This is a genomic window from Pseudomonas sp. ADAK2, assembly GCF_012935755.1.
Taxonomy (GTDB): Bacteria; Pseudomonadota; Gammaproteobacteria; order Pseudomonadales; family Pseudomonadaceae; genus Aquipseudomonas.
Genome location: NZ_CP052862.1, coordinates 713,392 through 739,921 on the forward strand (window position 1 = coordinate 713,392; position 26,530 = coordinate 739,921).

22 protein-coding genes and 1 tRNA gene are annotated in these 26,530 nt (G+C 60.9%); 13 read left to right on the forward strand and 10 right to left on the reverse strand.

Annotated elements, in window-relative coordinates; translation table 11 throughout:
- Nucleotides 1-831, forward strand: coding sequence for an NAD(+) diphosphatase (nudC, locus tag HKK52_RS03250; protein WP_169369416.1), 831 nt, complete (start codon nucleotides 1-3; stop codon nucleotides 829-831).
- Here nudC and HKK52_RS03255 read toward each other — a convergent pair.
- Together HKK52_RS03255 and HKK52_RS03260 are read right to left on the reverse strand one after the other, a co-directional pair.
- On the reverse strand, nucleotides 799-1,578 hold the full coding sequence (locus tag HKK52_RS03255; RefSeq protein WP_169369418.1) for a TSUP family transporter: 780 nt from the start codon (nucleotides 1,576-1,578) through the stop codon (nucleotides 799-801). The two genes, nudC and HKK52_RS03255, sit on opposite strands and share 33 nt — an antisense overlap.
- A 214-nt stretch (nucleotides 1,579-1,792) precedes the next feature.
- Nucleotides 1,793-2,017: a YgdI/YgdR family lipoprotein gene (locus tag HKK52_RS03260; protein WP_163910119.1), complete on the reverse strand. Its 225-nt coding sequence runs from the start codon at nucleotides 2,015-2,017 to the stop codon at nucleotides 1,793-1,795.
- 216 nt (nucleotides 2,018-2,233) lie between these two features.
- Between HKK52_RS03260 and HKK52_RS03265 the strand changes: the two genes are divergently transcribed.
- A complete protein-coding gene (locus HKK52_RS03265; protein ID WP_442962278.1) occupies nucleotides 2,234-3,886 on the forward strand; it encodes a VRR-NUC domain-containing protein in 1,653 nt (550 codons plus the stop codon).
- A complete protein-coding gene (locus tag HKK52_RS03270) occupies nucleotides 3,883-6,195 on the forward strand; it encodes an ATP-dependent DNA helicase (RefSeq protein ID WP_169369422.1) in 2,313 nt (770 codons plus the stop codon). Before HKK52_RS03265 ends, HKK52_RS03270 begins: the two co-directional genes overlap by 4 nt.
- Here the strand turns inward: HKK52_RS03270 and HKK52_RS03275 are convergent.
- Nucleotides 6,101-6,874 carry a DJ-1/PfpI family protein gene (locus HKK52_RS03275; protein WP_169369424.1) on the reverse strand — a complete coding sequence of 258 codons (774 nt, stop codon included), beginning with the start codon at nucleotides 6,872-6,874 and terminating at the stop codon, nucleotides 6,101-6,103. The two genes, HKK52_RS03270 and HKK52_RS03275, sit on opposite strands and share 95 nt — an antisense overlap.
- 156 nt (nucleotides 6,875-7,030) lie before the next feature.
- Here HKK52_RS03275 and HKK52_RS03280 point away from each other — a divergent pair, with 156 nt between their 5' ends.
- Nucleotides 7,031-8,953 carry a hybrid sensor histidine kinase/response regulator gene (locus HKK52_RS03280; protein ID WP_169369426.1) on the forward strand — a complete coding sequence of 641 codons (1,923 nt, stop codon included), beginning with the start codon at nucleotides 7,031-7,033 and terminating at the stop codon, nucleotides 8,951-8,953.
- 85 nt (nucleotides 8,954-9,038) lie between these two features.
- Nucleotides 9,039-9,575, forward strand: a complete 537-nt coding sequence (locus tag HKK52_RS03285) for a hypothetical protein (protein ID WP_169369428.1) — start codon at nucleotides 9,039-9,041, stop codon at nucleotides 9,573-9,575.
- A 46-nt stretch (nucleotides 9,576-9,621) separates the two neighbouring features.
- On the opposite strand, the gene HKK52_RS03290 is transcribed toward HKK52_RS03285, so the two are convergent.
- The 6 genes from HKK52_RS03290 to HKK52_RS03315 all read right to left on the reverse strand — a co-directional run bounded on the left by HKK52_RS03290 (nucleotide 9,622) and on the right by HKK52_RS03315 (nucleotide 15,130).
- Nucleotides 9,622-10,098: a hemerythrin domain-containing protein gene (locus tag HKK52_RS03290; RefSeq protein ID WP_169369430.1), complete on the reverse strand. Its 477-nt coding sequence runs from the start codon at nucleotides 10,096-10,098 to the stop codon at nucleotides 9,622-9,624.
- Between the two features lie 300 nt (nucleotides 10,099-10,398).
- Nucleotides 10,399-10,701, reverse strand: a complete 303-nt coding sequence (locus HKK52_RS03295) for a hypothetical protein (protein ID WP_237150669.1) — start codon at nucleotides 10,699-10,701, stop codon at nucleotides 10,399-10,401.
- A 128-nt stretch (nucleotides 10,702-10,829) separates the two neighbouring features.
- The gene (locus tag HKK52_RS03300; RefSeq protein WP_169369432.1) at nucleotides 10,830-12,176 is read right to left on the reverse strand and encodes a cation:proton antiporter; all 1,347 of its coding nucleotides are present in this window, start codon (nucleotides 12,174-12,176) and stop codon (nucleotides 10,830-10,832) included.
- Nucleotides 12,177-12,210: 34 nt separating this feature from the next.
- On the reverse strand, nucleotides 12,211-12,822 hold the full coding sequence (locus HKK52_RS03305) for a Yip1 family protein (protein ID WP_169369434.1): 612 nt from the start codon (nucleotides 12,820-12,822) through the stop codon (nucleotides 12,211-12,213).
- Between the two features lie 79 nt (nucleotides 12,823-12,901).
- Nucleotides 12,902-13,759: an SDR family oxidoreductase gene (locus tag HKK52_RS03310; protein WP_169369436.1), complete on the reverse strand. Its 858-nt coding sequence runs from the start codon at nucleotides 13,757-13,759 to the stop codon at nucleotides 12,902-12,904.
- A 225-nt stretch (nucleotides 13,760-13,984) separates the two neighbouring features.
- Nucleotides 13,985-15,130 carry a MalY/PatB family protein gene (locus HKK52_RS03315; protein WP_169369438.1) on the reverse strand — a complete coding sequence of 382 codons (1,146 nt, stop codon included), beginning with the start codon at nucleotides 15,128-15,130 and terminating at the stop codon, nucleotides 13,985-13,987.
- 281 nt (nucleotides 15,131-15,411) lie between these two features.
- Between HKK52_RS03315 and fdnG the strand changes: the two genes are divergently transcribed.
- The 7 genes from fdnG to HKK52_RS03350 all read left to right on the forward strand — a co-directional run bounded on the left by fdnG (nucleotide 15,412) and on the right by HKK52_RS03350 (nucleotide 24,446).
- Complete coding sequence (fdnG, locus tag HKK52_RS03320) at nucleotides 15,412-18,477, forward strand: formate dehydrogenase-N subunit alpha (RefSeq protein ID WP_169369440.1); 3,066 nt, start codon at nucleotides 15,412-15,414, stop codon at nucleotides 18,475-18,477.
- Nucleotides 18,478-19,413, forward strand: coding sequence for a formate dehydrogenase subunit beta (fdxH, locus tag HKK52_RS03325; RefSeq protein ID WP_169369442.1), 936 nt, complete (start codon nucleotides 18,478-18,480; stop codon nucleotides 19,411-19,413).
- Nucleotides 19,410-20,060, forward strand: coding sequence for a formate dehydrogenase subunit gamma (locus HKK52_RS03330; protein WP_169369444.1), 651 nt, complete (start codon nucleotides 19,410-19,412; stop codon nucleotides 20,058-20,060). The genes fdxH and HKK52_RS03330 overlap by 4 nt, the downstream gene beginning before the upstream one ends.
- A 4-nt stretch (nucleotides 20,061-20,064) precedes the next feature.
- A complete protein-coding gene (fdhE, locus tag HKK52_RS03335; RefSeq protein ID WP_169369446.1) occupies nucleotides 20,065-20,991 on the forward strand; it encodes a formate dehydrogenase accessory protein FdhE in 927 nt (308 codons plus the stop codon).
- Between the two features lie 51 nt (nucleotides 20,992-21,042).
- Nucleotides 21,043-22,449 (forward strand): L-seryl-tRNA(Sec) selenium transferase, encoded by a 1,407-nt coding sequence (selA, locus tag HKK52_RS03340; protein ID WP_169369448.1) that lies wholly within the window; start codon nucleotides 21,043-21,045, stop codon nucleotides 22,447-22,449.
- On the forward strand, nucleotides 22,446-24,350 hold the full coding sequence (selB, locus tag HKK52_RS03345) for a selenocysteine-specific translation elongation factor (protein WP_169369450.1): 1,905 nt from the start codon (nucleotides 22,446-22,448) through the stop codon (nucleotides 24,348-24,350). The genes selA and selB overlap by 4 nt, the downstream gene beginning before the upstream one ends.
- Nucleotides 24,351-24,446 (forward strand) — tRNA-Sec (locus HKK52_RS03350). It begins immediately after the preceding gene.
- A 3-nt stretch (nucleotides 24,447-24,449) separates the two neighbouring features.
- Here HKK52_RS03350 and HKK52_RS03355 read toward each other — a convergent pair.
- A complete protein-coding gene (locus HKK52_RS03355) occupies nucleotides 24,450-25,337 on the reverse strand; it encodes a LysR family transcriptional regulator (RefSeq protein ID WP_169369452.1) in 888 nt (295 codons plus the stop codon).
- 141 nt (nucleotides 25,338-25,478) lie between these two features.
- On the opposite strand from HKK52_RS03355, the gene HKK52_RS03360 reads away from it, so the two are divergent.
- On the forward strand, nucleotides 25,479-26,123 hold the full coding sequence (locus HKK52_RS03360; RefSeq protein WP_169369454.1) for a hydrolase: 645 nt from the start codon (nucleotides 25,479-25,481) through the stop codon (nucleotides 26,121-26,123).
- Nucleotides 26,124-26,530 lie beyond the last annotated feature (407 nt).

A 26,530-nucleotide genomic window follows, 5' to 3' on the forward strand; every position in this document is an offset into this window, starting at 1 on the left:
ATGACTTCACGCTGGACCACCGCAGTACTGGACACCGATCAACCCGGCGGCTGGGCCGTGGCACGCAGCCCTGAAGGCTTTCTGTTCGATGACAACGGCGCGCTGTTCCCCCGGGAATGGCTCAAGCGCCAGGACTTGTCGATTCTTGCCGAGCATGGCATCGGTCACTTGGATGGCGAACCGGTTTACCTGCTGGAATTGCGCAGTGCCAGCGAAGTGCCGGGATGCAACTGGAAAGGCCTGCGGGCATTTATGCTGGAGGGCGATCACACCGTCTACAAGGTGCTCGGTTACGCCGCGCAGATTGGCACTTGGTACCGTGAACACCGTTTTTGCGGTAACTGCGGGCAGGCGACCCATCAGGTTCCCCGCGAGCGGGCGATGTACTGCGAGCCGTGCGATATCCGCTATTACCCGCGGATTTCGCCGAGCATGATCGTGCTGGTCACCCGTGGCGACGAAGTCCTGCTGGCAAGGTCGCCACGCTTCGTGACCGGGGTCTACAGCACGCTGGCGGGGTTTGCCGAGCCGGGTGAGTCGGCCGAGGATTGCCTGATTCGTGAGGTCCGCGAAGAAGTGCAGATCGAGGTCAAGAACATCCAGTACATGGGCAGCCAGTGCTGGCCGTTCCCGCATTCGATGATGCTGGGGTTTCACGCCGAATACGCGGGCGGCGAGATTGTCTGCCAGGAAGACGAGATCGAAGACGCCCAGTGGTTCAACATCCACGCGATGCCGCCATTGCCGGCCTCGCGCTCGATTGCCCGTTACCTGATCGACGTCTATCTGGCGCGGCGTTTAGGCCACGCTGAACCAGTGTTGCCAGGCTAACCGCACGGTCAAGCCCAGCACCACGGTGATGAACACCGGGCGAATGAACTTGGCTCCGCCGCTGATGGCGGAGCGGGCGCCGAAGAACGCGCCAACCATCACCGACAGGCCCATGCTCAGGCCGATCACCCAATCCACTTGCCCGGAAAACACGAACACCGACAGCGCCGCAATGTTGCTGACGAAGTTCATGCTGCGCGCCACGCCGCTGGCCTTCACCAGGTCGATGGGGTACATGAGCATGCTGCTGACGGTCCAGAACGCACCGGTGCCGGGGCCGGCCACGCCGTCGTAGAAACCCAGGCTGAAGCCTTGGGTCGATTGCCACTTTTTCTTGATCGGTGCGTCGCTGTCCAGCGGCGCTTTCGGCGTGCCACCAAACAACAGGTAGACGCCACAGGCGAAGACAATCACCGGCAGCATCTTGTTCAGCCATTCGGCGGGCAGGTAATGGGCGACCACGGCGCCGGTCAGCGCGCCGACCAATGTACCGACGATGGCATGCACCCATTGCCTTGGGTGAAACAGCTTGCGCCGGTAGAAGGTGAAACTGGCGGTGGCCGAGCCGAAGGTCGAACTGAGTTTGTTGGTGCCCAGCACCAGGTGCGGCGGCAGGCCAGCGGTCAGCAGCGCAGGCGTGGTCAACAGCCCGCCACCGCCGGCGATGGCGTCGATGAAACCGGCAATGAAAGCGACAACGGCCAGAATGGCCAGGGTGGTGAGGTCAACGCTGAGTTCGAAAGGCATGGAATCGGCTTATTCGGCGGGGCGCAGAAAGGGCTGCGGGGAAGGCCGGTATCTTACCTAGAAAGCCGGCTTCTTACAGCTGAACGTTCCCACGCAGAGCGTGGGAACGATCAAATTCTTGCGGCGACCCGTCTGGCCTCATCGCGGGCAAGCCTTGCTCCTACAGATCGCGCAACCTGTAGGAGCGAGCCCCGAAGAACGATAACGCGGTCTTTTAATCTTCCTCGCGCACCGTCGCTACATCATTGGCATTGACCTTCACTTTCGCTCCGGAAATATCCTCGAACTCGTAGAAGCCATCTTTGGTTTTGGTTTTCGGCATGTCCTTGGTCAAATACTGGGTGCCGTTCTGCAGGGTCACCACCGTTGGCGTCGAGCAACCGGCCAGGGCCAGAAAGGCTGCTACTGCCAGGGGCAGGCCCAGGGTCTTGATATTCATACATACCTCTCATGATGCTGAAAAAAACAGTGTGACGGCTACTGTCATCACTGTGACTCTATGGTGGTTGGTGCCATGGGTGCTCGGAAAGTTCGATGGTCACCGCAAAAATGCCCGATTGGCTGCGCCGCCCATCCTTTTCCGTTTGCACCGGACCGGGCAGAGCTGGTATCTGTACGCATAACCAGTACTCGCTCGCCATGGCCCTTATTTCCTGTGACTGCAAACCCGCTCGACAATCCGTTCTATTACTTGAACAACTTCATGCAAGTGCTTGATTGGCTTGAGCATCGCTATGCCGACGTGTTGAGTGTAGAGGAGCAACGCTTCATTGCCGAATTCAATCGGCTGCCCCGTGAGTCTCGGGCACTGCTGGTGCGGATGGTGATGCGCAAGGGCCTGCATTTCCGGGCCGGTAAGCTGCATTACATCGAGATCGGCGATATCGCCATTGCGGCTGGCCCATTGCTGGAATTGGGCTGGATCGATGAGCAGGCACCGTTATTAATAGAAGAACTGTTCGACGTATTGCTCAAGGCCGAAATCCTGCAATGCCTGGGGCACGCTATCGACCAGCCCAAAGGCAAAAAGACCGATTGGTTGCCGCTTTTGAGCGAGCAATTCCCCGAATCCCGCCATTTTGCGCAGTGGTGCCCGACCCTGGATGACCGCTTGTTCAGCCTGACCATCATGGGTCTGTGTGACCGCTTGCGGCTGATGTTCTTCGGCAATCTTTACCAGGATTGGTCGGAGTTCGTGTTGGCGGATCTCGGTATCTTTACCTATGAAAAAGTCGAATTCTGCGCCGACTCTCGAGGCCTGCGCAGCCGTGAAGACGTGGACGCCTGTGTGTTTCTGCATGAGTGTCAGCAGCGTTTCGAGGCCGGTGAAGAGGTCGGTGCCGTTGTCGAGCAGATCAATGCTTTGGTGCTGAGCAATCCCTGGCTGCAACGGCGGCGGGGCAAGTTATTGTTCCAGATCGGCCAGTACTGCGAACGCGTCGCCGATTTCTCCACGGCGTTGGGCATCTACCGTGAATGTGCTTACCCCGGCGCGCGCCTGCGCTTGATCCGGGTGCTGGAACGTTGCGCTGAATACGCGTTGGCCCTGGAATTGGCGATCATCGCCGAGTCATCGCCGGAAAGCGCCGCCGAACAGCAGCAATTGCTCCGCGTGCTGCCAAGGCTGCGGCGCAAACTGGGTGGGCCGCCGATCAAACGCGCAGGCCCGCGGGCCATGGAGCGCCTGGATTTGCAATTGCCGCGCACCGATCTGGCGCTGTCAGTGGAATATTACGTGCAGGCGCACTTGGCCGAAGAGGCGGCGCCGGTGCATTACGTCGAGAACAGCCTGATCAACTCGCTGTTCGGCTTGCTCTGCTGGCCGGCGATCTTCGCGCCGTTGCCGGGGGCGTTTTTCCACCCGTTCCAGCGCGGGCCGGTGGATTTGCTCAATGAAGACTTTCATCCGCGCCGGGCCAATTTGTTCCAGGCCTGTCTCGCCGAACTGGATGACGGGCGCTACCGCCAGACCATCCGCGAGCGTTACCTGGCCAAGTGGGGCGTGCAGTCGCCGTTCGTGTTCTGGGGCGCGCTGACCGAGGACTTGCTCGATCAGGCGCTGGACTGCCTGCCGGCCGAGCACCTCAAGCACTGGTTCAACCGCCTGCTGCTGGACATCAAGGCCAATCGCGCCGGCATGCCGGACCTGATCCAGTTCTGGCCGCAGGACAAGACCTACCGCATGATCGAAGTCAAAGGCCCCGGCGATCGCCTGCAAGACAATCAACTGCGCTGGCTGGAGTTCTGCCACGAACACCAGATGCCGATTGCCGTGTGCTACGTGCAATGGGCGGAGCAGAGCGCTTGAGCTACAGCATTGCGGTGCGGGCGCTGTGTGAGTTCACCGCCAAGGTCGGAGACCTCGACCTGCGCTTCACCCCATCACCGACGGCGCTGGAAGGCATCGTCGGCCATCGCACCGTGGCATCACGCCGTAACGACAGCTACCAAAGCGAAGTCGCGCTGGAAGGCCTGTACCAAACCTTGAAGGTCAAGGGCAGGGCGGACGGCTACGACCCGGCGCAAAACTGCCTGGAAGAAGTCAAAACCTATCGCGGTGACCTCAGCAAACAACCGGCCAACCACCGCCAGTTGCATTGGGCTCAGGCCAAGGTCTACGGCTGGCTGATGTGCCAGAAGCTGCAACTGCAACAGATCAACCTGGCGCTGGTGTACTTCGACATCGTCAGCGAAAAGGAAACCTGCCTGGTCGAGGGGTTCAGCGCCGATGTACTGGGCGAGTTCTTCGAACACCATTGCCAGTTGTTCCTGTATTGGGCCGAGCAGGAAATGGCCCATCGCGACGCACGCAATCAAGCGGCGCAGCAGTTGGCGTTTCCCCATGCCGGGTTTCGTCCGGGGCAACGCCATCTGGCCGAGTCGGTGTTCAAAGCCGTCAGCACCGGCCGCTGCCTGATGGCGCAGGCACCCACCGGGATCGGCAAGACCGTCGGCACGCTGTTCCCGATGCTCAAGGCCCTTGCGCCGCAGGAACTGGACAAGGTGTTCTTCCTCACGGCAAAAACTCCGGGACGCAAACTGGCGCTGGACGCGGCACAGGTGATCCTCGACAGCGCCGGCGCGCCACCGTTGCGCGTGCTGGAGATGATCGCCCGGGACAAGGCCTGCGAACACCCGGACAAAGCCTGCCACGGTGAGTCCTGCCCGTTGGCCCAAGGCTTCTACGATCGTTTGCCCGCCGCACGTCAGGCTGCCAGCCAATTGAGTTTGTTGAACCAGAGCGCCTTGCGTGAAGTGGCGCTGGAACACAACGTGTGCCCGTATTACCTGAGCCAGGAAATGGCCCGTTGGGCGGACGTGGTGGTTGCTGACTACAACTATTACTTCGACTTCAGCGCCTTGCTGTTCTGCCTGGCCCAGGCCAATAACTGGCGGGTCGCGGTGCTGGTGGACGAGGCGCACAACCTGGTAGAGCGGGGCCGGCAGATGTACAGCGCCAGCCTTGATCAAGCGACGCTCAACAGCGTGCGCAAAACCGCGCCGGAGCCGCTGAAGAAATCCTTGCAGCGGGTCAATCGCGAATGGAACGCCCTGCATGACCCGCAACTCAGCCCGTATCAGGCTTATGACAAGGCCCCGGAAAAGCTTCTGCAAGCCTTGTCCTCGTGCAGCGCGAGCATCGGCGACTACCTGAATGACCATCCCCAGGGCCTTGACAGCGCCTTGCAGAATTTCTACTTCGACATGCTGCAGTTTGGCCGGGTGGCGGAGTTGTTCGATGAACAGTTCCTGTTCGACATCAGCAAGCGTGACCTTGAGCGCAAGCGCAACCTGTCGCAGCTGTGCCTGCGCAACGTGGTGCCAGCCGGGTTCATCCGCCCGCGCCTGACCGCAGCGCGCAGCACCGTGCTGTTTTCCGCGACCCTGAGCCCGCGGCATTACTACGCCGACCTGCTCGGCACGCCGCCGAATACCGTGTGCATCGACGTTGAGTCGCCGTTTCATGCGGACCAGTTGCAAGTCAGCATCGTCAGCCAGATTTCAACGCGTTTCGTCCATCGTCAGGCGTCGCTTGAACCGATTGTCGAGCTGATTGCCCGCCAGTTCACCGAGCGCCCCGGCAACTACCTGGCGTTTTTCAGCAGCTTCGATTATTTGCAGCAAGTGGCGCAGTTGCTGGCCGAGCGGCATCCGCGCATCACGCTGTGGTCACAGTCCCGAGGCATGGCCGAACGTCAGCGCCAGGATTTCCTCGACCAGTTCACCAGCCACAGCCAGGGCATTGGTTTCGCAGTGCTGGGCGGGGCGTTTGGGGAAGGCATCGATTTGCCGGGCGCGCGGTTGATCGGCGCCTTTATTGCCACCTTGGGATTGGCGCAACTGAACCCGGTCAACGAGCAAATGAAACACAGGATGGCGGCGATATTCGGTGCGGGTTACGACTACACCTACCTGTACCCCGGCGTGCAGAAAGTGGTGCAAGCCGCCGGGCGGGTGATTCGCACCCAACAGGATCAGGGCGTGGTGATGTTGATCGATGACCGCTTTGGTGACAGCAAGGTCAAGCAGTTGTTGCCGCGCTGGTGGTCGGTTCACTCAGCATCCGCACCCATTGCGCCGCGAAGCGATGACAATCGCCTGGCCAGCGAGCGGTAAGCAATTGACCGTCGCGTACCACAAAGCCGCGTTCCGGCTTGTCTGCTGAATCCCGTTTGGAGAACAACGGGCCACGCTGGAAATCCGCCGGTTGGCGCAGGGCGGCGCGTACTTCGGCTTCGACGGTCTGCCGATACGTCCGGTAATAGCGTCCCAGCCACAACCCGGTGAGCAGCCAGGCCGGTTGTTCCATGGTGCCGGCCACCAGCGCCGTGACCTTGTGCCCATCCAGCACCGGACGCCCGGTGTCAGGGTCAAGGGTGCGCGCCAGCAACAGCACGCCATGGCAAACCGCGGCCACCGGTTTGCCGGTCTGGAAAAAGTGCCGGGCGATGCGCCGGGCCTGGCCGGATTCGAGCAGGCTGCGCATGCCTTTGGCGTGGCCGCCGGGAATCAGCAGCCCGGCAAATTGCGTCGGGTCGACATCGGCGTAGGTCAATGGCTGGTGGAATGCTTCGTCCTCGATCATCCGGGCGTAGCTGGCCAGGTCAGGTTTGCGCGTCATCAGTACGGGATTCAACAGGCCGAAACCGCCGTCTACCAAGCGCGGGTCGGCGTAGGCGGGCAGGCCCTCGGGCGTGGCGAAGCGCACGTCGATTCCGGCCTGGCGCATGGCCTGCCAGGGCACGCTGCTTTCAGTCGGATCGTAATCATGGGTCGGCAACAGCATCAGAATCATCAAGGCAGCTTCCTTGGCCAGCAGCGGCAGGTGGCATCGAGAATAGGTGTTCTGTGACCGTCGCTCCACCACAACCAGCCATGGCTCGGTGATTGCGGCTGTCCTATCCTGTGGTTTGTCGCATACTCCACACATCTAAAAGCCGGGAAAGTATCAATGAGCGTCGATCGGACCAAAACCAGTGCTTTCGAGGACAGCCGCTTTCGGCAGTTGATCGATGCCGTGGTGGATTATGCGATCTACATGATTGACCCCGATGGCATCATCACCAGCTGGAACGCCGGCGCCAAGCGCTTCAAGGGCTATGAGGAAGCGGAGATTCTCGGCGAGCATTTCTCGCGCTTCTATACCGAAGCGGATCGGCTGGCCGGGTTGCCCCAGCGCGCGTTGGATACGGCGCGAACGGAAGGTCGTTTCGAGGGTGAAGGCTGGCGGGTGCGCAAGGACGGCACGCTGTTCTGGTCCCATGTGGTGATCGATCCGATTATCGATCCATCGGGCACGTTACTGGGTTTTGCCAAGATCACCCGGGACTTGACCGACCGCAAAATGGCCGAGGAAACCCTCAAGCAAAGCGAGCAGCAGTTCCGCTTGCTGGTGCAAAGCGTCACCGACTATGCCATCTACATGCTTTCGCCGGACGGGCATCTGACCAACTGGAACCCGGGCGCCCAGCGCATCAAGGGTTACCGCCCGGAAGAAGTCATCGGCCGGCATTTTTCCATGTTCTACACCCCGGAAGACCGCGAAGCTGGCGAGCCGCAGCAGGCGTTGGAGACAGCGGCACGGGAAGGCCGCTTCGAAAAAAAGGCCTGGCGCGTGCGCAAGGACGGTACGCGGTTCTTTGCGCATGTGGTGGTGGACCCGATCTGGGGCGAAACAGGCACACTGCTCGGTTTCGCCAAAATCACCCGGGACATTACCGAGGTGACGCAAGCCCAGCAGGCCCTTGAGCAAACCCGTGAAGCGCTGTTCCAGGCGCAGAAAATGCAGGCCATCGGCCAACTCAGCGGCGGGATCGCCCACGACTTCAACAACCTGCTGACGGTGATCCTCGGCAATCTGGAAATCGTTCGTAAACGCATACCGGATGACCCGAAGATCGGTCGCCTGCTCGACAACGCGACCCAAGGCGCCATGCGCGGTGTGTCCCTGACCCAGCGCATGCTCGCGTTCGCCCGGCGCCAGGAACTCAAGACCGAACCGGTCGAAATCCCGGCGCTGATCCAGGGCATCACCGGGCTGTTGCGTAGCTCGCTGGGGCCTTCGGTGACCCTTGAAACCCGTTTCGCGGCAGATCTCGAGCCCGCAGCGGCAGACCTTAATCAGCTCGAACTGGCAGTGCTGAACCTGGCAACCAACGCCCGTGATGCGATGCCCGACGGCGGCAAGATTGTCATCAACGCTAAAATCGAGGAGGTCAGCGATCCGGCCCGCTCAGCCTTGCCGGTCGGCCGGTACGTGTGCCTGAGTGTCGCCGATACCGGGGAGGGTATGGACCCGGCCACGCTGTCATCGGCGACCGATCCCTTTTTCACCACCAAAGGCGTCGGCAAAGGCACCGGCCTGGGGTTGTCGATGGTGCATGGCTTTATCGCGCAACTGGGTGGGCGGTTTATTCTCAAGAGCCAGAAGAACATCGGCACCACCGCCGAACTCTGGTTGCCGGTCGCCACGCCGGGCACGATGGCCGCGCCGGTTATCGAGGCGCCGGCCCTGTCGCCCATGCCCGGCCTGTGTGTACTGGTGGTGGATGACGACAGCCTGGTGTTGACCAGCACCAGCCTGTTGCTCGAAGACCTGGGGCATCGGGTGATCAGTGCAACCTCGGGGAAGCAAGCGCTGGAAGCGTTCAATAGCGGACATGCGATTGATCTGGTCATCACCGACATGGCCATGCCGCATATGAATGGCGCGCAATTGGCACAGGCAATTCGGGGCTTGAAGCCAGACCTGCCGATCATCCTGGCCACCGGCTACGCCGAGCGCCTGGACGGCTTCGTCACCGAACTGCCGCGCTTGTCCAAACCATTCACGCAACTGCATCTGGTAGAAATCATTGCCCAGGCGCTGAAGTAACCCTGGCGACCAGGCTGAGGCAAACAGGCTGAACTTTGCCAATCGACGCTTCTTCTAAATGTTTTCCACTCTGTGTGAGAACGCCGTGCCCAGAATATTGACCGATACCCTGGCCGAAGAAGCCTTGACCGAACACAACGCCAAGATGTTCGGTTCGCCCAAGGAACGCCTGGATTTCTATCGCCGGGAAATCCAATACGAAACCAGCATTTTGGCCAACCGCACCGATGCTTACCTGGCGGCGCAATCGTTCCTGGTGATTGCCTTCGCGTCCTGCATGGCCAATCTCAACCCCGAATGGGGCAAGCTGTTCACACTGGTAGTGCCACCGTTTCTGGCGCTGTTGGGCGTGCTCAGTTCATTGAATGCCTGGCCGGGGATTCGCGCGGCGTACGACATCATCGATCACTGGCACTTCAAGCAAAGCCAGTTGCTGAGCAGCGAACCGCTGATGGGGCTGGCTTACGATGAGTCGCCGCTGTTCGCTGAAATGGAGTCGAGTCATAAGGGCTATCGCAAGTCGCTGCTGTTCTCGGTGCGCACGCCGTGGATCTTTGCGACGTTCTGGATGTTGCTGGGAAGTTATGCGGTTTACATACAGGTGACGAATCCCGGGGCATAAACGCGAGGCCCGGTATTGACCGGGCCTCTTGCCTCACACTTCAGACTCATGCCGCGATAGTGGCCGCCGTCATTTCCTTCTTGTATTGCGCTTTGAGTATCTCCATCTGCTGCCCCAATTCCTCAAGCGTCGCTTTGCCCAGCAGCTTTTTGGCCTGGGGGAACATCTCGGTTTCTTCTTCCTCGATGTGGTGCTCCAGCAGCTCCTTGACCACTTTCACCCGGCCGGCGAATTCGGGCGTCGAAGGGTCGGTGACTTTCAAGTCCGGTAGCACCAGGGAGTCCACGGTGCGGTGCTCTTCCTTGGCTTCGTAATACATGATGTCCTGCTCCTTGCCACCGGCCTTTTTATACGCGGGGTACAACACTTCCTCTTCCAGACGCGTGTGAATGGTGATCTCCATTTCCAGCTTGCCGATCAACTCCACGCGTTTTTTCAGCGCGCGCTCGGTGGACTCGCTCAACTGGCTGAGGATGCCTTTTACGCGTTCATGGTCGGCTTTCAACAGGTCAATGGCGTTCATGGTCGAACCTCTTGTTTAGTCACGGGACAGCGCAGACGATCGCGTTGCCGTCAGTCGCTTACTGTGCAAGAGCATTTCTTGTGCCGGATTTCGGTTGCGATGAAGTCTCGATAAAACAATGAGTTGGCGTGGCTAATGGCAATATATACCGTGCAAGGTGCATGAATTGACGACGGTGTTTATTGCAGATCGCGGCATTGGTTTTTACCGCCAAAAAAAATGATCGCAGCCTTCGACATCACCCCCGTAGGAGTTGCCGAAGACTGCGATCTTTTGATCTTTCAATACAACCAATACAACTCAAACCCGCGAATCGAAAGCCCCACCCGCCGATTTCGAGCGCAGCGACGCCAGGGTCTCCGCCGACGGAAACTCCTCTTCAATCAACCGCAGATGATCAATCGCTTCCTGAAACTTCAAATCTGCCTTGTGGCGCAATGCCTGATAACGGGTGAATAACTCGGCATCCAGCTCGGACTTTTCCAGTAATTCAAACGCCTCTTGGCTCAACTGTTGCGCGTCTTCGAACAATTGACGATTACATTCGAGCGCGAAGTCGCGGCAAGCCTGAGGGTGTACTGGAGGGGCCGAGTAGTACGTCATTGCGATCACCTTTTCTGGGGAGGAGCCATGCAGGCCGGATAAGGTTGTGACTGCCTGCCCCTACGGGAATTTCATAATTTTTAGGCGAGAAAATGGATGGATGCATAGGAGGCTATCGTAAAAATAAATCAGGAATCCTGATGATTTAGCCGTTCATACCGGGCCAGCATGGGTTGGGTGCTGATGCCATGAACCAGGATGCTCAACGCCACGATCGACAACGTCAGGTCAGTGCACAGGGTCGCCACGGAAGGCGGGAGGTCGTGGTTCAGGGCATAAAACAGGTAGTAGAAACTGCCGATGCCGCGAATCCCGAACCAGCCGATCAACGAGCGTTGGCGCCCATCGAGCAATTTGCCCCAGGGGATGAGCCACACACTCAATGGGCGGATCACGCAGAACAACAGTGCCGCAATCACCAGGGCCCGCCAGTCCCAGTGTGTCACCAGCACCACCCCGAGCATCGTCACAAGAAACACTTCCATCGCGCGCTCCACCAGGCTGCCGAAGGACAGCATGTCGCCCATCATGATGCCGGCCGCGACCTGGGTGTCTTCCAGGTTATTGACGTCGCCATGCACCGCCGCTTCGGGCTCGACGTTCTGATGACCGACTACCGGCTGCACCAGGTGCTCGGCCGGGGTCTGGGTATCGCCGGTGGATTTGACCTCGGCCTGGCGCAAGCCGAGGCCGGCGGCGAACACAGACAGGAAGCCATAACCATGAATCGCTTCCGCCGCCACATACGCCAGTGCGATCAGCGCCAGGGTCAGGTAATCATTGGGGGAGAGGGTGCTGTCGGCATTGCGGATGCGCATCGACAAAGTCACTCGACCGATGCCGTGGCCCATCCAGTAACCGGTCAGCAAACCGGCAGGCACTGCCCACAACAGGCTTTTCAAGGCCCAGTCAGTGAGCCAGGCGCTGGAACTGCCGGTCTGTTGCAGAAACAGTAAACCGAGGATCACGAAAGGAAACGCCACCCCGTCGTTCAAACCGGCTTCACCGGACAGCCCGAAACGCACCGAGTCGTAATCCTTGGCGTCGTTGACTTGCACCAGCGACGCCAGGACCGGGTCGGTCGGCGCCAGGATCGCGCCGATCAGCATCGACGGTCCCCAGCCCAGGTCAAAGCCGTAATGCAGCAACAGGCTGACGCCGAGGATGGTCAGCACCATCACCGGCCCGGCGAGGCCAAACGCGATGCGCCACTTGCGATCCTTGAACGGCAGACGCAATTTCAGCCCGCAGACGAACAGCGAAAACAGCACCGCGACTTCCGTCAGGTGCTCCATCCAGTTCGCCGCGTCCTTGATGTCCAGCTTGAGCAGGCCCATGCCCGCCGGGCCAATGGCGACACCCAACGCCAGACACACCGCCGAAGTGGTCACCGGCATCCAGCGCAAAAACGACGAGGTCAGCGCCAGTGTCAGCAGCACCGCACCCAACACCGCCACCCATAAAATGAAGCTCATGCCGGACGCTCGCTGGGTGGGTGCATGCTCAAGCTCAACCGACGGTTGCGCGCAGGTATTCAGGGGCCAGCACGTTGGTCCAGAGCAATATCATCTCGACCAGAATCGTCACCAGGACCAGCAGGCCGACGCCCCAGACACTGGCGGCGTACAACAGGCCTTGCTCCTTGCGCTCATGCATGAAGGTCGGCAAGCCGACGAACAACAGGAATGTCGCATAGGCGCAAGCAGCCCCCAGCACGATGACCGCCAACCACAGGTTCGGGTACAGCCCGGCGAACCCGGCGATAAAAAACGGCGTCGCGGTGTAGGCAATAAAACCAATGCACTGATTGACCGTCGGCCGGGCGTCGAAAGTGCGCGACATCCAGCGGATGAACAGCCCCATCAGGGTGATCCCGGCCAGGATAGTCAGGTACAACAACCCGCAGAGTTGCAGCGCGCTAGCGGGGCTGAGTTTCACCACTTCATTTTCGGCCAGGCTCCAGCCGACATAGGTGGTGCCGATGAACAGACACACCGCCGGAATCAACGCGAGTAGCAGCAGATGCGCGAGGTAGTGCCGTGGATGTTCTTCTTCCTCGTGACGAATATCCGTCCAGGCGAAGTTGGGTTGGGTAAACAGCTTGATAATAGGTGCGGACATGACGACCTCCAGATATCAAAGGCCCGCCATGGGCAGGCCTATGAAGGGTTGAGTTCTGGAATCGGTGACAGGTTCAATTTTAAAGAATCGGTTTGCCGCCCGTGACGCCGTAGCGCTGGCCGGTGATGTAACTGGCTTCATCCGAAGCCAGTAGCACATAGATCGGCGCCACTTCCACCGGTTGGCCGGGGCGACCAAGCGGCGTCTCGCCACCAAAGTTCTGCACCTCTTCATCGGTCATGGTCGAGACGATCAGCGGCGTCCAGATCGGCCCGGGCGCGACGCTGTTCACCCGAATGTTCTTCGGCCCGAGCATCTGCGCCAGGCCGCCAGTGAAATTGGCGATGGCGCCTTTGGTCGTGGCGTAGGGCAGGAGCGTCGGTTTTGGCATGTCGGAATTGACCGAGCTGGTGTTGATGATCGAACTGCCAGGCTTCATGTGTTTCAGCGCGGCCTGGCAGATCCGGAAGATGGCGGTGATGTTGACGTCGAAGGTCATCACCCATTCGTCGTCCGGGATGTCTTCGAAGTTTTGGTGGGTCATCTGGAACGCGGCGTTATTGACCAGCACGTCGATGTGGCCGAAGCGCTCGACGGTCTGGCTGACAATGGCCTGGCACTGGGCTTTCTGCGCCAGATCCCCCGGCAGCAGCAGGCACTGGCGCCCGGCCTGTTCGACCCAGCGCGCGGTTTCTTTGGCGTCTTCGTGTTCATTCAGATATGAGATGGCGACGTCGGCGCCTTCCCGGGCGAAGGCAATGGCCACGGCGCGGCCGATGCCGCTGTCGCCGCCGGTGATCAAGGCGATCTTGCCTTCCAGCCGGCCGGAGCCCTTGTAGCTTTGCTCGCCACAGTCGGGGTACGGGTCCATTTTCTTCTGCGAGCCAGGGACGGGTTGCGGCTGCTTGGCGAAGGGCGGTTTGGGATAGTCAGTCATCATCGATCTCCGTTCTCAAGGGAAAAAGGCGAGGGCGGATGCCGCTCATGGTGGGTTGACCCCGGCCTTTTGCGATGAGTTCGGTTGGATTTCAGATGGCAAATATCACACGTGATTTTGCTTTTGTAGGAGCGAGGCTTGCCCGCGAAGGCGGCGGTCCAGTCGCTATTTAAGTTGACTGACACACCGCTTTCGCGGGCAAGCCTCGCTCCTACAGGGTGGCGGTCAGGCTTTCAGGCTGCGCTCCATCCGCGCAATCCCTTCTTCGAGCAACGCCCGCGGGCAGCCGAAGTTCAGGCGCACGAACTGTTTGCTGTGATCGCCAAAATCCAGGCCAGCGCTTAACCCGACCTTGGCCTGTTCCAGGAAGAACCGCTGCGGATCCTCCAGCCCCAGCGCCGAGCAATCGAGCCACGCCAGGTAGGTGCCTTGGGGCACGTTGATGGTCACGCCCGGCAGCCGCGTACGCACCGCGTCCACCAGATAATCACGGTTGCCGTGCAGGTATGCCATCAACCCGGCCAGCCACGGCCCGCCCTCGGTGTAAGCCACGCGGGTGGCTTCCAGGCCCAGCGGGTTGACGCTATCGACCAACCCGCAACGGGCGTGATTGACCCGCGACAGCAGCGCCGGATCCTGGATGATCATGAATGAGGTCTTCAAACCCGCGATGTTGTAAGCCTTGCTCGCCGACATCAGGGTGATGGTGCGTTTGGCGACTTCCGGGCTCAGCGACGCCGTAGGAATGTGCACGCGCCCGTCGTAACACAGCTCCGCATGGATCTCGTCGGAGATGATCCAGGCATTCTGTTCCAGGCAGATATCGGCCACGGCTTGCAGTTCTTCCCGGGGGAACACCTTGCCCAGCGGGTTGTGCGGGTTGCTCAGCAGCAGCGCGCCGCCACCGTTCAGGGATTGGCGCAAGGCGTCGAGGGGTGTGGCGTAGGAGCCGTCGGCCTGGGCGACGAATTCCAGCTCAACCTTGTTCAAACCCCAGTGCCCTGGCGCATGGCGCAGCGGCGGGTAGTTGGGGGTTTGCACCACCACGTTTTGCTGCGGCTCGACCAGCGCGTTCAGCGCCATGTTGAACCCCGATTCCACCCCCGGCAAAAACACCAGCTCCGAAGGGTGTACCCGCCAGGCGTATTTGTTCCAGAGGTCGGCGACGATGGCGTCGCGCAGGTCGTCCGGGGCCACGCTATAGCCGAGCAACGGGTGTTCCAGGCGTTTTTGCAGGGCCTGGATAATCACCGGCGGCGCGGCGAAATCCATGTCTGCGACCCACATCGGCAACACGTCGGCCGGGTAACGGCTCCATTTGGTACTGCCGGTTGCGTGGCGGTCGAACACCTGATCGAAATCGAAGGTCATGCTCAGTCTCATAAAGGGCGGGGATTAATCACGGCGGCCATGATAAGCCCCAACCCTCACTGAGCACACCATTCTCCTGTAGGAGCGAGCGGTGCGGGCAAGTCGGATCGCCGCACCGCTCGCTCCTACAAGGGATCTGCGGGGTGCCGACGGTCGGTTTTCATATTTGAACTCATCACCTTGGCCTAAAGTTTGAAGTACCGGCAGCCATGCTGCCGCGACCGTGTCTGTCCAGAAAAACCCGGCAAAGCACCGGGTCTTCACCTGATCAGGAGTGCACGATGGACCTCAACCGTCGTCAGTTCTTCAAGGTCGCCGGTATCGGCCTTGCGGGCTCGAGCCTCGGCGCGCTGGGCATGCTCCCCGCGACAGCCTTCGCCGAGCAAGTGCGTCATTTCAAACTCGCCCACACCCATGAAACCCGCAACACCTGCCCGTACTGCTCGGTGGGTTGCGGCTTGATCATGTACAGCCAGGGCGACCAGGCCAAGAACGTCGCCCAAAGTATCATCCACATCGAAGGCGACTCCGATCACCCGGTCAACCGCGGCACCTTGTGCCCCAAAGGCGCGGGCTTGCTGGATTTCATTCACAGCCCCGGCCGCTTGCAGTACCCGCAGGTGCGCAAGCCGGGCAGCAGCGAATGGACGCGCATCTCCTGGGATGAAGCCCTGGACCGCATCGTCGACCTGATGAAGACCGACCGCGACGCCAATTTCATCGAGAAGAACGCCAAGGGCGAAACGGTGAACCGCTGGCTGACCACCGGGTTCCTCGCGGCCTCGGCGGCGTCCAACGAAGCGGGCTACATCACCCACAAGGTGATTCGCAGCCTCGGCATGCTGGGGTTCGATAACCAGGCGCGTGTCTGACACGGTCCGACGGTGGCAAGTCTTGCCCCGACGTACGGCCGTGGTGCCATGACCAATACCTGGACCGATATCGCCAACGCGAACCTGATCCTGGTGATGGGCGGCAACGCAGCAGAAGCGCACCCTTGCGGATTCAAATGGGTGACCGAAGCCAAGGCGCATAACAAGGCCCGGCTGATCGTGGTCGATCCGCGCTACACCCGCACCGCGTCCGTGGCGGACTATTACGCGCCGATCCGCACCGGCACCGACATCGCCTTCATGGGCGGGCTGATCAGTTACCTGCTGACCGAAGACAAGATCCAGCACGAGTACGTGCGCAACTACACCGACGTCTCGTTCATCGTCAAAGCCGGGTTTGGCTTCGAGGACGGGATTTTCAGTGGCTACGACGCGGAAAAACGCCTGTACACCGACAAGTCCGGCTGGGGTTATGAACTGGGCGAGGACGGTTTTGCCAAGGTCGATCCGACCCTGCAAGACCCGCGCTGCGTCTATCAGCTGATGAAAACCCACTACAGCCGCTACAACATCGACCTGGCCAGCCAGATCTGCGGCATGCCCGTGGACGCCATCAAGAAAATCTGGGAAGAAATCGCCACGTGCTCGACACCGGGCAAGACCATGACGATTCTCTACGCGCTCGGTTGGACCCAGCATTCCATCGGCTCGCAAATCATCCGCAGCGCGGCAATGGTGCAACTGTTGCTGGGCAACGTCGGCATGCCCGGCGGCGGGGTCAACGCCTTGCGCGGACACTCCAATATTCAGGGGCTGACCGACCTCGGCTTGCTCTCTAATGCATTGCCCGGTTACCTGACGTTGGCCACTGACGGCGAGCAGGATTATGCCAACTACATCAACAAACGTACGCAAATGCCGTTGCGGCCAGGGCAGTTGTCCTACTGGCAGAACTACAGCAAGTTCCACGTCAGCCTGATGAAGTCCTGGTACGGCAACAACGCCACCGCCGAGAACCATTGGGCCTTCGACTACCTGCCCAAACTCGACATCCCCAACTACGACATCCTGAAAATGTTCGACCTGATGGGCCAGGGCAAGGTCAACGGTTACATGTGCCAGGGCTTCAACCCGATTGCCGCGTTGCCGGACAAAAACCGGGTGATGGCGGCGCTGGCCAAGTTGAAATGGCTGGTGGTGATGGACCCGCTGTCCACGGAAACCTCGGAGTTCTGGAAAAACGTCGGGCCGTATAACGACGTGACCACGGCGGACATTCACACCGAAGTCATCCGCCTGCCCACCACCTGTTTCGCCGAAGAGGACGGTTCGCTGGTCAACAGCAGCCGCTGGCTGCAATGGCACTGGAAGGGCGCGGATGGGCCGGGCGAAGCGCAGACCGACATCAAGATCATGGGCGAACTGTTCCTGCGCCTGCGCAAGCGTTATCAAGCCGAGGGCGGGGCGTATCCCGATCCGATCCTCAAACTGTCGTGGCCATACAAAATCCCTGACGAACCGTCACCTGAAGAATTGGCCAAGGAAATCAACGGCAACGCCACGCTCGATTTCACCGATGCCACCGGCGCGGCGATCAAGGGCAACGCGCAACTGGCCGGGTTCGGCCAGCTCAAGGACGACGGCAGCACCGCGTCCGGCTGCTGGATTTTCTGCGGCAGCTGGACCGAAACCGGCAACCAGATGGCCCGCCGCGACAACAGCGATCCATACGGCATGAAGCAACACCTGGGCTGGGCCTGGGCCTGGCCGGCCAACCGGCGAATTCTCTACAACCGCGCCTCGGCGGACCCGCAAGGCAAGCCGTGGGATGAGAAAAAACGCCTGGTGTGGTGGAACGGCAAGGCCTGGGCCGGCACTGATGTGCCGGACTTTAAGGCCGATTCGCCGCCAGAAGCCGGGATGAACCCGTTCATCATGAACCCCGAAGGCGTGGCGCGTTTCTTCGCCGTGGACAAGATGAACGAAGGACCATTCCCTGAGCACTACGAGCCGTTCGAAACCCCGATCGGCATTAACCCGCTGCACCCGAACAACAAGAAAGCCACCAGCAACCCGGCGGCGCGGATCTTCGATTCAGTGTGGGACACCCTCGGCGTGGCCAAGGATTATCCATACGCGGCGACGAGTTACCGGCTGACCGAGCATTTCCACTTCTGGAGCAAGCACTGCAAGCTCAACGCGATTGCGCAGCCCGAGCAGTTTGTCGAGATCGGCGAAGTGTTGGCCAAGGAGAAAGGCATCGTTGCCGGCGACAAGGTGCGGGTCAGCAGCAAGCGCGGCTTTATCGAAGCGGTGGCGGTGGTGACCAAGCGCATTCGGCCGCTGCAGGTCAACGGCCAGGTGGTGCACCACATCGGTATCCCGCTGCACTGGGGTTTTACCGGGTTGACGCGTCACGGTTATCTCACCAACACCCTGGTGCCGTTCCTCGGCGATGGCAATTCCCAGACCCCGGAATCCAAGTCATTCCTGGTCAACGTGGAGAAAGTCTAAATGGCCAGCCAAGACATTATTGCCCGCTCGGCCACCACCACCGTGCCGCCGTCGGCGCGCAACCAGGAAGAAGTGGCGAAGCTGATCGACACCACCAAGTGCATCGGCTGCAAGGCGTGCCAGGTGGCCTGTTCGGAATGGAACGAGTTGCGTGACGACGTCGGCCATAACCTCGGCACCTACGACAACCCCCAGGACCTGACGGCGGAAACCTGGACGCTGATGCGCTTCACCGAACACGAAACCGACGCCGGCAACCTCGAATGGCTGATCCGCAAGGACGGCTGCATGCACTGCGCCGAGCCCGGTTGCCTGGCGGCGTGCCCCAGCCCGGGGGCGATCATCAAGCACGCCAATGGCATCGTCGATTTCGACCAGGACCACTGCATCGGTTGCGGCTATTGCATCACCGGTTGCCCGTTCAACATTCCGCGCATCTCGCAAAAGGACCACAAGGCCTACAAGTGCACGCTGTGCTCGGACCGGGTGGCGGTAGGGCTGGAACCGGCCTGCGTGAAAACCTGCCCGACCGGCGCCATCGTCTTTGGAACCAAGGAAGACATGAAGGAACACGCCGCCGAACGTATCGTCGATCTCAAGAGTCGCGGTTTCGAAAATGCCGGTTTGTACGACCCGGCCGGGGTTGGCGGCACCCACGTCATGTATGTGTTGCACCACGCCGACACGCCGCAGATCTACGCCGGGCTGGCGAAGGACCCGGAAATCAGTCCGTTGGTGGGCCTGTGGAAAGGCGTGAGCAAACCCCTGGGTTTACTGGCCATGGGCCTGGCAGTGGTGGTCGGATTCTTCCATTACGTGCGCGTCGGGCCGCAGATTGTCGAAGAGGATGAGCTGCCACCGCTGAAAGATCCGGCGGTGCACGAAGTCGATCCATCGGTGCACACCTTTGATCCGCGCGGGGAGGACAGACCATGATCCGCAAGCAGATCCTGCGCTACACCGCCAATCAGCGGACCAATCACTGGCTGGTGGCGATCCTGTTCTTCATGGCCGCGCTGTCGGGATTGGCGCTGTTTCACCCGGCGTTGTTCTGGCTGAGCAATCTGTTTGGCGGCGGGCCGTGGACGCGGATTTTGCATCCGTTCATGGGGGTGGTGATGTTTGTGCTGTTCCTCGGCTTGGTGATCCGCTTCTGGACGGCCAATTTCTTTATTCGCAACGATGGACTGTGGCTCAAGCGAATAGACAGGGTGATTAAAAACGAGGAAGAGGGCGTGCCGCCGATTGGCAAGTACAACCCCGGCCAGAAGCTGCTGTTCTGGACGTTGCTGTTGTGCATGTTAGGGTTGTTGTTCACGGGGTTGGTGATCTGGCGCGCGTACTTCAGCGAGTACTTCGGCATCACCACCATTCGCTGGGCCATGCTGCTGCACGCGCTGGCGGGGTTTGTACTGGTGTTGAGCATCATCGTGCACATCTACGCCGGGATCTGGATCAAGGGCTCGGTCAGCGCCATGGTCCACGGTTGGGTCAGCCGCGCCTGGGCGAAAAAGCACCATGAACTGTGGTACCGGGAAGTGACCCGCGACGAAGACCCCGATCCACCGATCAGAAAAGGATAAGCACTTGGCGACGATTCTTGAGCCTGGCGAAATCGAAGCGGCGGCGAGTTCTCCGCCGTTTCTGCATTTGCCACCGCGTAACCTGTTCACCCTGCGCGCGCTGGGGCTGGAGCGGTTGGCCGAGGGGCACCCGCTGGCCGATTACCTGCGGCTGGTGGCCGGGTTGTGTCATCTGCAACAGGAAATGCTGGATGACCTGCCGGTGGATGAGATGCCCGATTCCGAACGGCTGAAGGTCTGCCAGCAACACGGTTTGCCACCGTTCGCCGCTGACACTCTGGTGCGCGAGGCGGATTGGCTGCCGTTTCTGTACGCGCTGTTGCTGCGCTATAAGCCACCGCCACAGGCGGCGGTCAAAAGCGCGATCAACATACTGCTAGGCGCCAATCCCGGAGAGCTCAAGGCCTGGGGTGTTGCGTTGGTCAGCGGTCAATACTCTTTATTGCCCGCCGAAGTGGTGCCATTCCTCGGCGCAGCGCTGCAAGTTGCCTGGAGCCACTGGCTGCTGGACACGCCGAACCTGGAGCTCAAGCCCGGCGACAGCCTCAGCCAATGCCCGGCCTGTGGTTCACCGGCCATGGCCGGGGTGATTCGCCATCGCGGCAAGTTCAACGGTCTGCGTTATCTGGTGTGTTCGCTGTGTGCCTGTGAATGGCATGTGGTGCGGGTCAAGTGCGTGTATTGCGAACAGAGCAAAGGCCTGGAATACGTCAGCCTCGACGATGATCGGCACGCGGCGAATCAGGCGCCGTTGCGCGCAGAAGTCTGTCCGGGCTGCAACAGCTACCTGAAATTGCTTTATCTGGAAAACGACGCTGAAGCCGAAGCGCTGTCGACCGACCTGACCAGCCTGCTGCTGGACATGCGTCTGGAGCAGGAAGGTTATCAGCGCCTGGCGCCGAATCTGCTGTTGGCCCCCGGAAGCGATTAAGCCCAGCGTCTACACTCAGGCGCGACGGTCCATTGCTTTCGGGTGCTGCTGATGTCCAACCTGCGTCTGCCTTCCATCGACAGTCTATTGCGCCATCCGGCGTGCCAGCCGCTGGCCGAGCGCTACGGACGCGATGCCTTGCTCGCCAGTTTGCGGCAGTTGCTGGATGACCTGCGCGAGCCAGTGTTGTCAGGGCAACTGACGGCGGTCGAGATTGCGCCTGAAGTGCTGGCGGGCAGGGCGGGAGAGCGGCTGATTGCGCAACATCGCAGCCAGGTGCGTCGGGTGTTCAACCTCACCGGGACCGTGCTGCATACCAATCTCGGGCGGGCGTTGTTGCCGGAAGAAGCCATTGAAGCGGTGCAGATGGCGGCACGTTATCCGATCAATCTTGAATTCGATTTGCACAGCGGCAGGCGCGGTGATCGTGATGATTTGATCGAAGGCCTGATCCGCGAGTTGACCGGCGCTGAAGCAGTCACCGTGGTCAATAACAACGCCGCCGCCGTGCTGCTGACCCTCAACAGCCTGGGCGCGCGCAAGGAAGGCATCATCTCTCGGGGTGAACTGATTGAGATCGGCGGCGCGTTTCGCATCCCCGACATCATGGCCCGCGCCGGGGTGAAGCTGGTTGAAGTCGGCACCACCAATCGTACCCACGCGAAGGACTATGAAGCGGCTATCGGACTGCGCAGCGGACTGATCATGCGCGTGCATGCGAGCAACTACGCGATCTCGGGTTTCACCACCAGCGTGCCGACGGCGGAACTGGCCGAGTTGGCGCACAAGCATGCCTTGCCGCTGCTGGAGGACCTGGGCAGCGGCAGTTTGCTGGACCTGACGCGCTGGGGCTTGCCGGCCGAGCCGACGGTGCGTCAGGCGCTGCTCGATGGTGCGGATATCGTGACGTTTAGCGGCGATAAGTTGTTGGGTGGTCCGCAGGCCGGGTTGATCGTCGGGCGCAAGGATTTGATCGCGAAGATCAAGAAGAACCCGCTGAAACGGGCGTTGCGGGTCGACAAACTGACCTTGGCGGCGCTTGAAGCGGTGTTGGGCTTATACCGTGATCCGGATCGGCTGGCTGAGCGCTTGCCGAGTTTGCGGCTGTTGACTCGGACTCAGGCTGACATCCTCGCGCAGGCTGCACGCCTGCAACCTTCATTGGCGCAGGTGTTGGGGGAAAACTGGAATGTCAGCGCAATTCAGGCGCTGGGCATGATCGGCAGTGGCAGCCAACCGGTGGCGCGTTTACCCAGTGCGGCGTTGTGCTTGCGGCCGCTGGTGTCAAAGCGTCTGCGTGGCCGGTATTTACATGGATTGGAAGCCACGTTTCGCGCCTTGCCGATTCCAGTGCTCGGGCGCATTGACGATGACGCGGTATGGCTGGATCTGCGGCAGCTGGACGATGAAGCCGCATGGCTGGCGCAACTCGATCAGTGGGTCGGAGGGCAGGGGTGATCGTCGGTACCGCCGGGCACATCGACCACGGCAAGACGTTGTTGCTGGAGGCGTTGACCGGCCAGCAAGGGGATCGTCGCCGCGAAGAGCGTGAGCGGGGCATGACCATCGACCTCGGTTATCTGTATGCGGCGCTGGAGCCAGGTGCGGCGTTGACCGGGTTTATCGACGTGCCGGGGCATGAGCGCTTCACCCACAACATGCTCGCCGGTGCGCAAGGAATTGATCTGGTGCTGTTGGTGGTGGCCGCGGATGACGGGGTGATGCCGCAGACCCGTGAGCATCTGGCGATTGTCGAGTTGCTGGGGATTCCTCGGGCGTTGGTGGCGATGACCAAGTGTGATCGGGTTGAGCCTGCCAGAGTCGAGGAGGTTCGAGCGCAGATAGAAGCATTGTTGGCGCCCGGGCCTTTTGCCGCTGCACCGTTGATTGCGTTATCGAGTGTGACGGGCGCGGGTGTCGAGACCTTGCGTGAAGCCTTGCTCAAGGTGCAAAAGGACGTTGTTCAACGCAGTACCCTTGGCGGGTTTCGCCTGGCGATTGACCGTGCCTTCAGTGTCGCGGGCGCCGGCATCGTGGTCACCGGCACGGCGTTGTCAGGGGCCGTGGCGGTGGGCGATACGTTGCTGCTCGGGCCGTTGGGCAAACCGGTGCGAGTGCGGGGTTTGCATGCGCAGAATCAGGCGGCCGATCATGCTTTCGCCGGGCAACGAGTCGCGCTGAATTTGAGCGCTGATCGCTTGAACCTGGAGCAGATCCACCGTGGCCACTGGTTACTCCCCGAGTGGCTGCACGCGCCGACCCAGCGCCTGGACATCGACATGCAGCTGTTGCCCAGCGAAATAACCGCATTCCCGCATTTCCACCCGGTGCACGTGCACCTCGGCACTCAGGACGTGACCGGACGCGTAGCGTTGCTCGAAGGCCCGAGCCTGGCCCCCGGCGCGCGCATGTTCGCGCAACTGCTGCTGAATGCGCCGGTACACGCGGTGAAGGGCGATCCGTTGATCCTGCGCGACCAGAGCGCCCAACGCACGATAGGCGGCGGCCGCGTGCTCGACCCCTTCGCACCGAGCCGGCATCGCCGCAGCCCCGAGCGACTGGCGCAGCTACACGTCCTCGCCAGCACCGACAGCCTCGAAGCCGTCATGCCCGCGCTGCTGGCCCACAGCGACACTGGCCTCGATCCGCAACGTCTCGAACGTCAGTTCAATCGCCCACGCGATAGCTGGGTTTTGCCCGATGACGTGCGCCTGATCAACACCCGACAAGGCCCGCTGTTGTTCAGTGCGATTCGCTGGGACGCCTTGAAGCCGCCGTTACTGGAGCACCTCGCACGCTTCCATCAACTGGAACCGGACCAAATGGGCCCGGACCGCGATCGCCTGCGTCGCTTCACCGGCACTGCGCTGGATCGCCCGACCTTCATCAGCCTGCTCGACGAATTGCTCGTCAGTGGCGCCCTCGTCAGCAGCGGGCCGTGGCTGCATCTGCCGGATCATCAAGTGCGCCTGAGCGCCGAAGACGAAGCCTTGTGGGAGCAATTGCAGCCAACCTTCGAACAGGCCGGTTTCAACCCGCCGTGGGTGCGCGACCTCGGGCATGACGAAGCGGCGGTGCGCGCGCTGCTGCGCAAAATGGCGCGGCTGGGGTTGTTGCATCAAGTGGTGCGCGACCTGTTCTACACCGACGCGGTGCTGCGACGATTGGCGGCTATGCTGATGCAACTGGCCGGGGAAAATCCGGTGATCGAGGTGGCGGCGTTTCGTGATGCGGTGGGGCTGGGGCGCAAACGCAGCGTGCAGATTCTTGAGTACTTCGACCGGATCGGCCTGACTCGCCGCATGGGTGATCGCCGCCAGATCCGTCTCGACAGTGCATTGGCTCAGGCCAACGAATAAGGAAGGCAATCGCGCCCGGTGGCGCGGCCGGGCTTCAAACCCGGTTGGGGACGGCATCCGTTCCCGGGCAGGTTCGACTCCGGCTGCCTTCCGCCAGTTTCACCGTGGCGCCAGTTCCTTGATCAGGAAATCAATAAACGTGCGGGTCTTCTGCGGCACTCGCCGCGCCGATGGGTACACCGCGTTGATGGTGATCGGTGGCGCTTGCCATTCGCACAGCACCGGCACCAAACGACCGGCGGCCAACGAGTCTTCAACGATGAAATCCGGGAGCAGGGCGATGCCCATCCCGGCCTCGGCAGCCTGGGCGAGCAAGTCGCCATTGTTGGCGTGCAGCGGGCCGGTGACGTTGACCCGTTGCGAGTCCTTGCCATTGCTCAGTTGCAGGCTGACGCCGCTTTGCAGATAGCCATAGTTCAGGCATTGGTGAGTGGTCAGGTCCTTTGGCACTTGGGGCGTGCCGGCACGTTTCAGGTAGGCCGGCGAGGCGACCATGATTCGTGGGGCCGGGGCTATCAGGCGGGCGATCATCGATGAGTCCGGCATGCTGGCAATCCGCAGCGTCACATCAAAACCACCGCGCACCGGGTCCACTTGCTGATCGCTCAACACCAGCTGCAACTCGATGTTCGGGTGCTGTTCATGGAACAGCGGAATCAGCGGCCCCAATCGCCGCAAGCCGAAGGACATTGGCGCGTTGATCCGCAGCACGCCGCGCAATTCCCCGATACCGTCCCGCGCCCGTTGCTCGGCCTCGTCCAGTGAGGCGATCAGTTCCCGCGCGGCGTCGTAATACTCGGCACCAGCCTCGGTCAGGTGCAGGCTGCGGGTGGTGCGTTGCAGCAACTGCACGCCGATGGCTTCTTCCAGCGCCTGAATCTGTTTGCTGACTTTGGAGCGCGGCACATCCATCGCCCTGGCTGCGGCGGCGAAGCCGTTTTCACCCACGGTGACGATAAACGCGCGCATGCATTCGATACGATCCAAGGATTGTCCCCAATTTGGAATCAATGATTCCCGATTCTAGGGAATTGTTCCTTTAATGGCCAGGACCTACATTAGCGCCAAGCCAAGCAAACAACGGCTAACCCATTAAACACACCTCATCGACATCAAAAGGAACTCGCCATGTCCATCCGTGAATTGCTCAACCCAACCAACTCCACCCTGATCCTGATCGACCACCAGCCGCAGATGTCCTTCGGCGTGCAATCGATCGATCGCCAGACCCTGAAGAACAACACCGTGGCCCTGGCCAAGACGGCGAAGATCTTCAACGTGCCGACCATCCTGACCTCGGTGGAAACCGAAAGCTTCAGCGGTTTTATCTGGCCGGAATTGCTCGGCGTGTTCCCGGACCAGCAGCCGATCGAGCGCACCTCGATGAACTCCTGGGAAGACAAGGCGCTGGTCGCCGCAGTGAAAGCCACCGGGCGCAAGAAGCTGATCATGGCCGCGCTGTGGACTGAGGTCTGCCTGAACTTCCCCGCGCTGGAAGCCCTGGCCGAAGGCTACGAGGTGTACATCGTCACCGACGCTTCCGGCGGCACGACCAAGGAAGCCCATGACATGTCGGTACAGCGGATGATTCAGGCCGGCGCGGTGCCGGTGACCTGGCAGCAAGTGTTGCTCGAATACCAACGCGACTGGGCGCATAAAGAAACCTACGATGCGGTGATGGAACTGGTGCGCGAACACAGCGGCGCCTACGGCATGGGCGTGGATTACGCCTACACCATGGTGCACAAGGCACCGCAGCGTCAGGTGAAGTAAACCAACAGCGACGACAAAGAAGCCCACTCATGCTCAGCATGAGTGGGCTTTTTTGCTTTATGACTGGGCCATTCACCGCAACGCTTGTAGCAGCTGCCGAGCCTGCGAGGCTGCGTTCGGCGGCGAAGCCGTCGCAATCCCTGTGCACACGGTCTAACTGACACACCGCGTCGTTTGGTTTTACGACGGCTTCGCCGCCGAACGCGGCCTCGCGGGGCTCGACCGCTGCTACGGGGGGCATCACTTATGCTCAGCATGAGTGGGCTTTTTTGCTTTATGACTGGGCCATTCACCGCAACGCTTGTAGCAGCTGCCGAGCCTGCGAGGCTGCGTTCGGCGGCGAAGCCGTCGCAAACCCTGTGCGCACGGTCCACCTGACACACCGCGTCGTCTGGTTTTACGACGGC

What these genes read in the sequence shown, in the direction of transcription:
- nudC (WP_169369416.1), top strand. Translation starts at nt 1, where the DNA reads ATGACTTCACGCTGGACCACCGCAGTACTGGACACCGATCAACCCGGC.
- HKK52_RS03255 (WP_169369418.1), bottom strand. Translation starts at nt 1,578, where the DNA reads ATGCCTTTCGAACTCAGCGTTGACCTCACCACCCTGGCCATTCTGGCC.
- HKK52_RS03260 (WP_163910119.1), bottom strand. Translation starts at nt 2,017, where the DNA reads ATGAATATCAAGACCCTGGGCCTGCCCCTGGCAGTAGCAGCCTTTCTG.
- HKK52_RS03275 (WP_169369424.1), bottom strand. Translation starts at nt 6,874, where the DNA reads ATGATTCTGATGCTGTTGCCGACCCATGATTACGATCCGACTGAAAGC.
- HKK52_RS03280 (WP_169369426.1), top strand. Translation starts at nt 7,031, where the DNA reads ATGAGCGTCGATCGGACCAAAACCAGTGCTTTCGAGGACAGCCGCTTT.
- HKK52_RS03290 (WP_169369430.1), bottom strand. Translation starts at nt 10,098, where the DNA reads ATGAACGCCATTGACCTGTTGAAAGCCGACCATGAACGCGTAAAAGGC.
- HKK52_RS03295 (WP_237150669.1), bottom strand. Translation starts at nt 10,701, where the DNA reads ATGACGTACTACTCGGCCCCTCCAGTACACCCTCAGGCTTGCCGCGAC.
- HKK52_RS03300 (WP_169369432.1), bottom strand. Translation starts at nt 12,176, where the DNA reads ATGAGCTTCATTTTATGGGTGGCGGTGTTGGGTGCGGTGCTGCTGACA.
- HKK52_RS03305 (WP_169369434.1), bottom strand. Translation starts at nt 12,822, where the DNA reads ATGTCCGCACCTATTATCAAGCTGTTTACCCAACCCAACTTCGCCTGG.
- HKK52_RS03310 (WP_169369436.1), bottom strand. Translation starts at nt 13,759, where the DNA reads ATGACTGACTATCCCAAACCGCCCTTCGCCAAGCAGCCGCAACCCGTC.
- HKK52_RS03315 (WP_169369438.1), bottom strand. Translation starts at nt 15,130, where the DNA reads ATGACCTTCGATTTCGATCAGGTGTTCGACCGCCACGCAACCGGCAGT.
- fdxH (WP_169369442.1), top strand. Translation starts at nt 18,478, where the DNA reads ATGGCCAGCCAAGACATTATTGCCCGCTCGGCCACCACCACCGTGCCG.
- HKK52_RS03330 (WP_169369444.1), top strand. Translation starts at nt 19,410, where the DNA reads ATGATCCGCAAGCAGATCCTGCGCTACACCGCCAATCAGCGGACCAAT.
- selA (WP_169369448.1), top strand. Translation starts at nt 21,043, where the DNA reads ATGTCCAACCTGCGTCTGCCTTCCATCGACAGTCTATTGCGCCATCCG.
- HKK52_RS03360 (WP_169369454.1), top strand. Translation starts at nt 25,479, where the DNA reads ATGTCCATCCGTGAATTGCTCAACCCAACCAACTCCACCCTGATCCTG.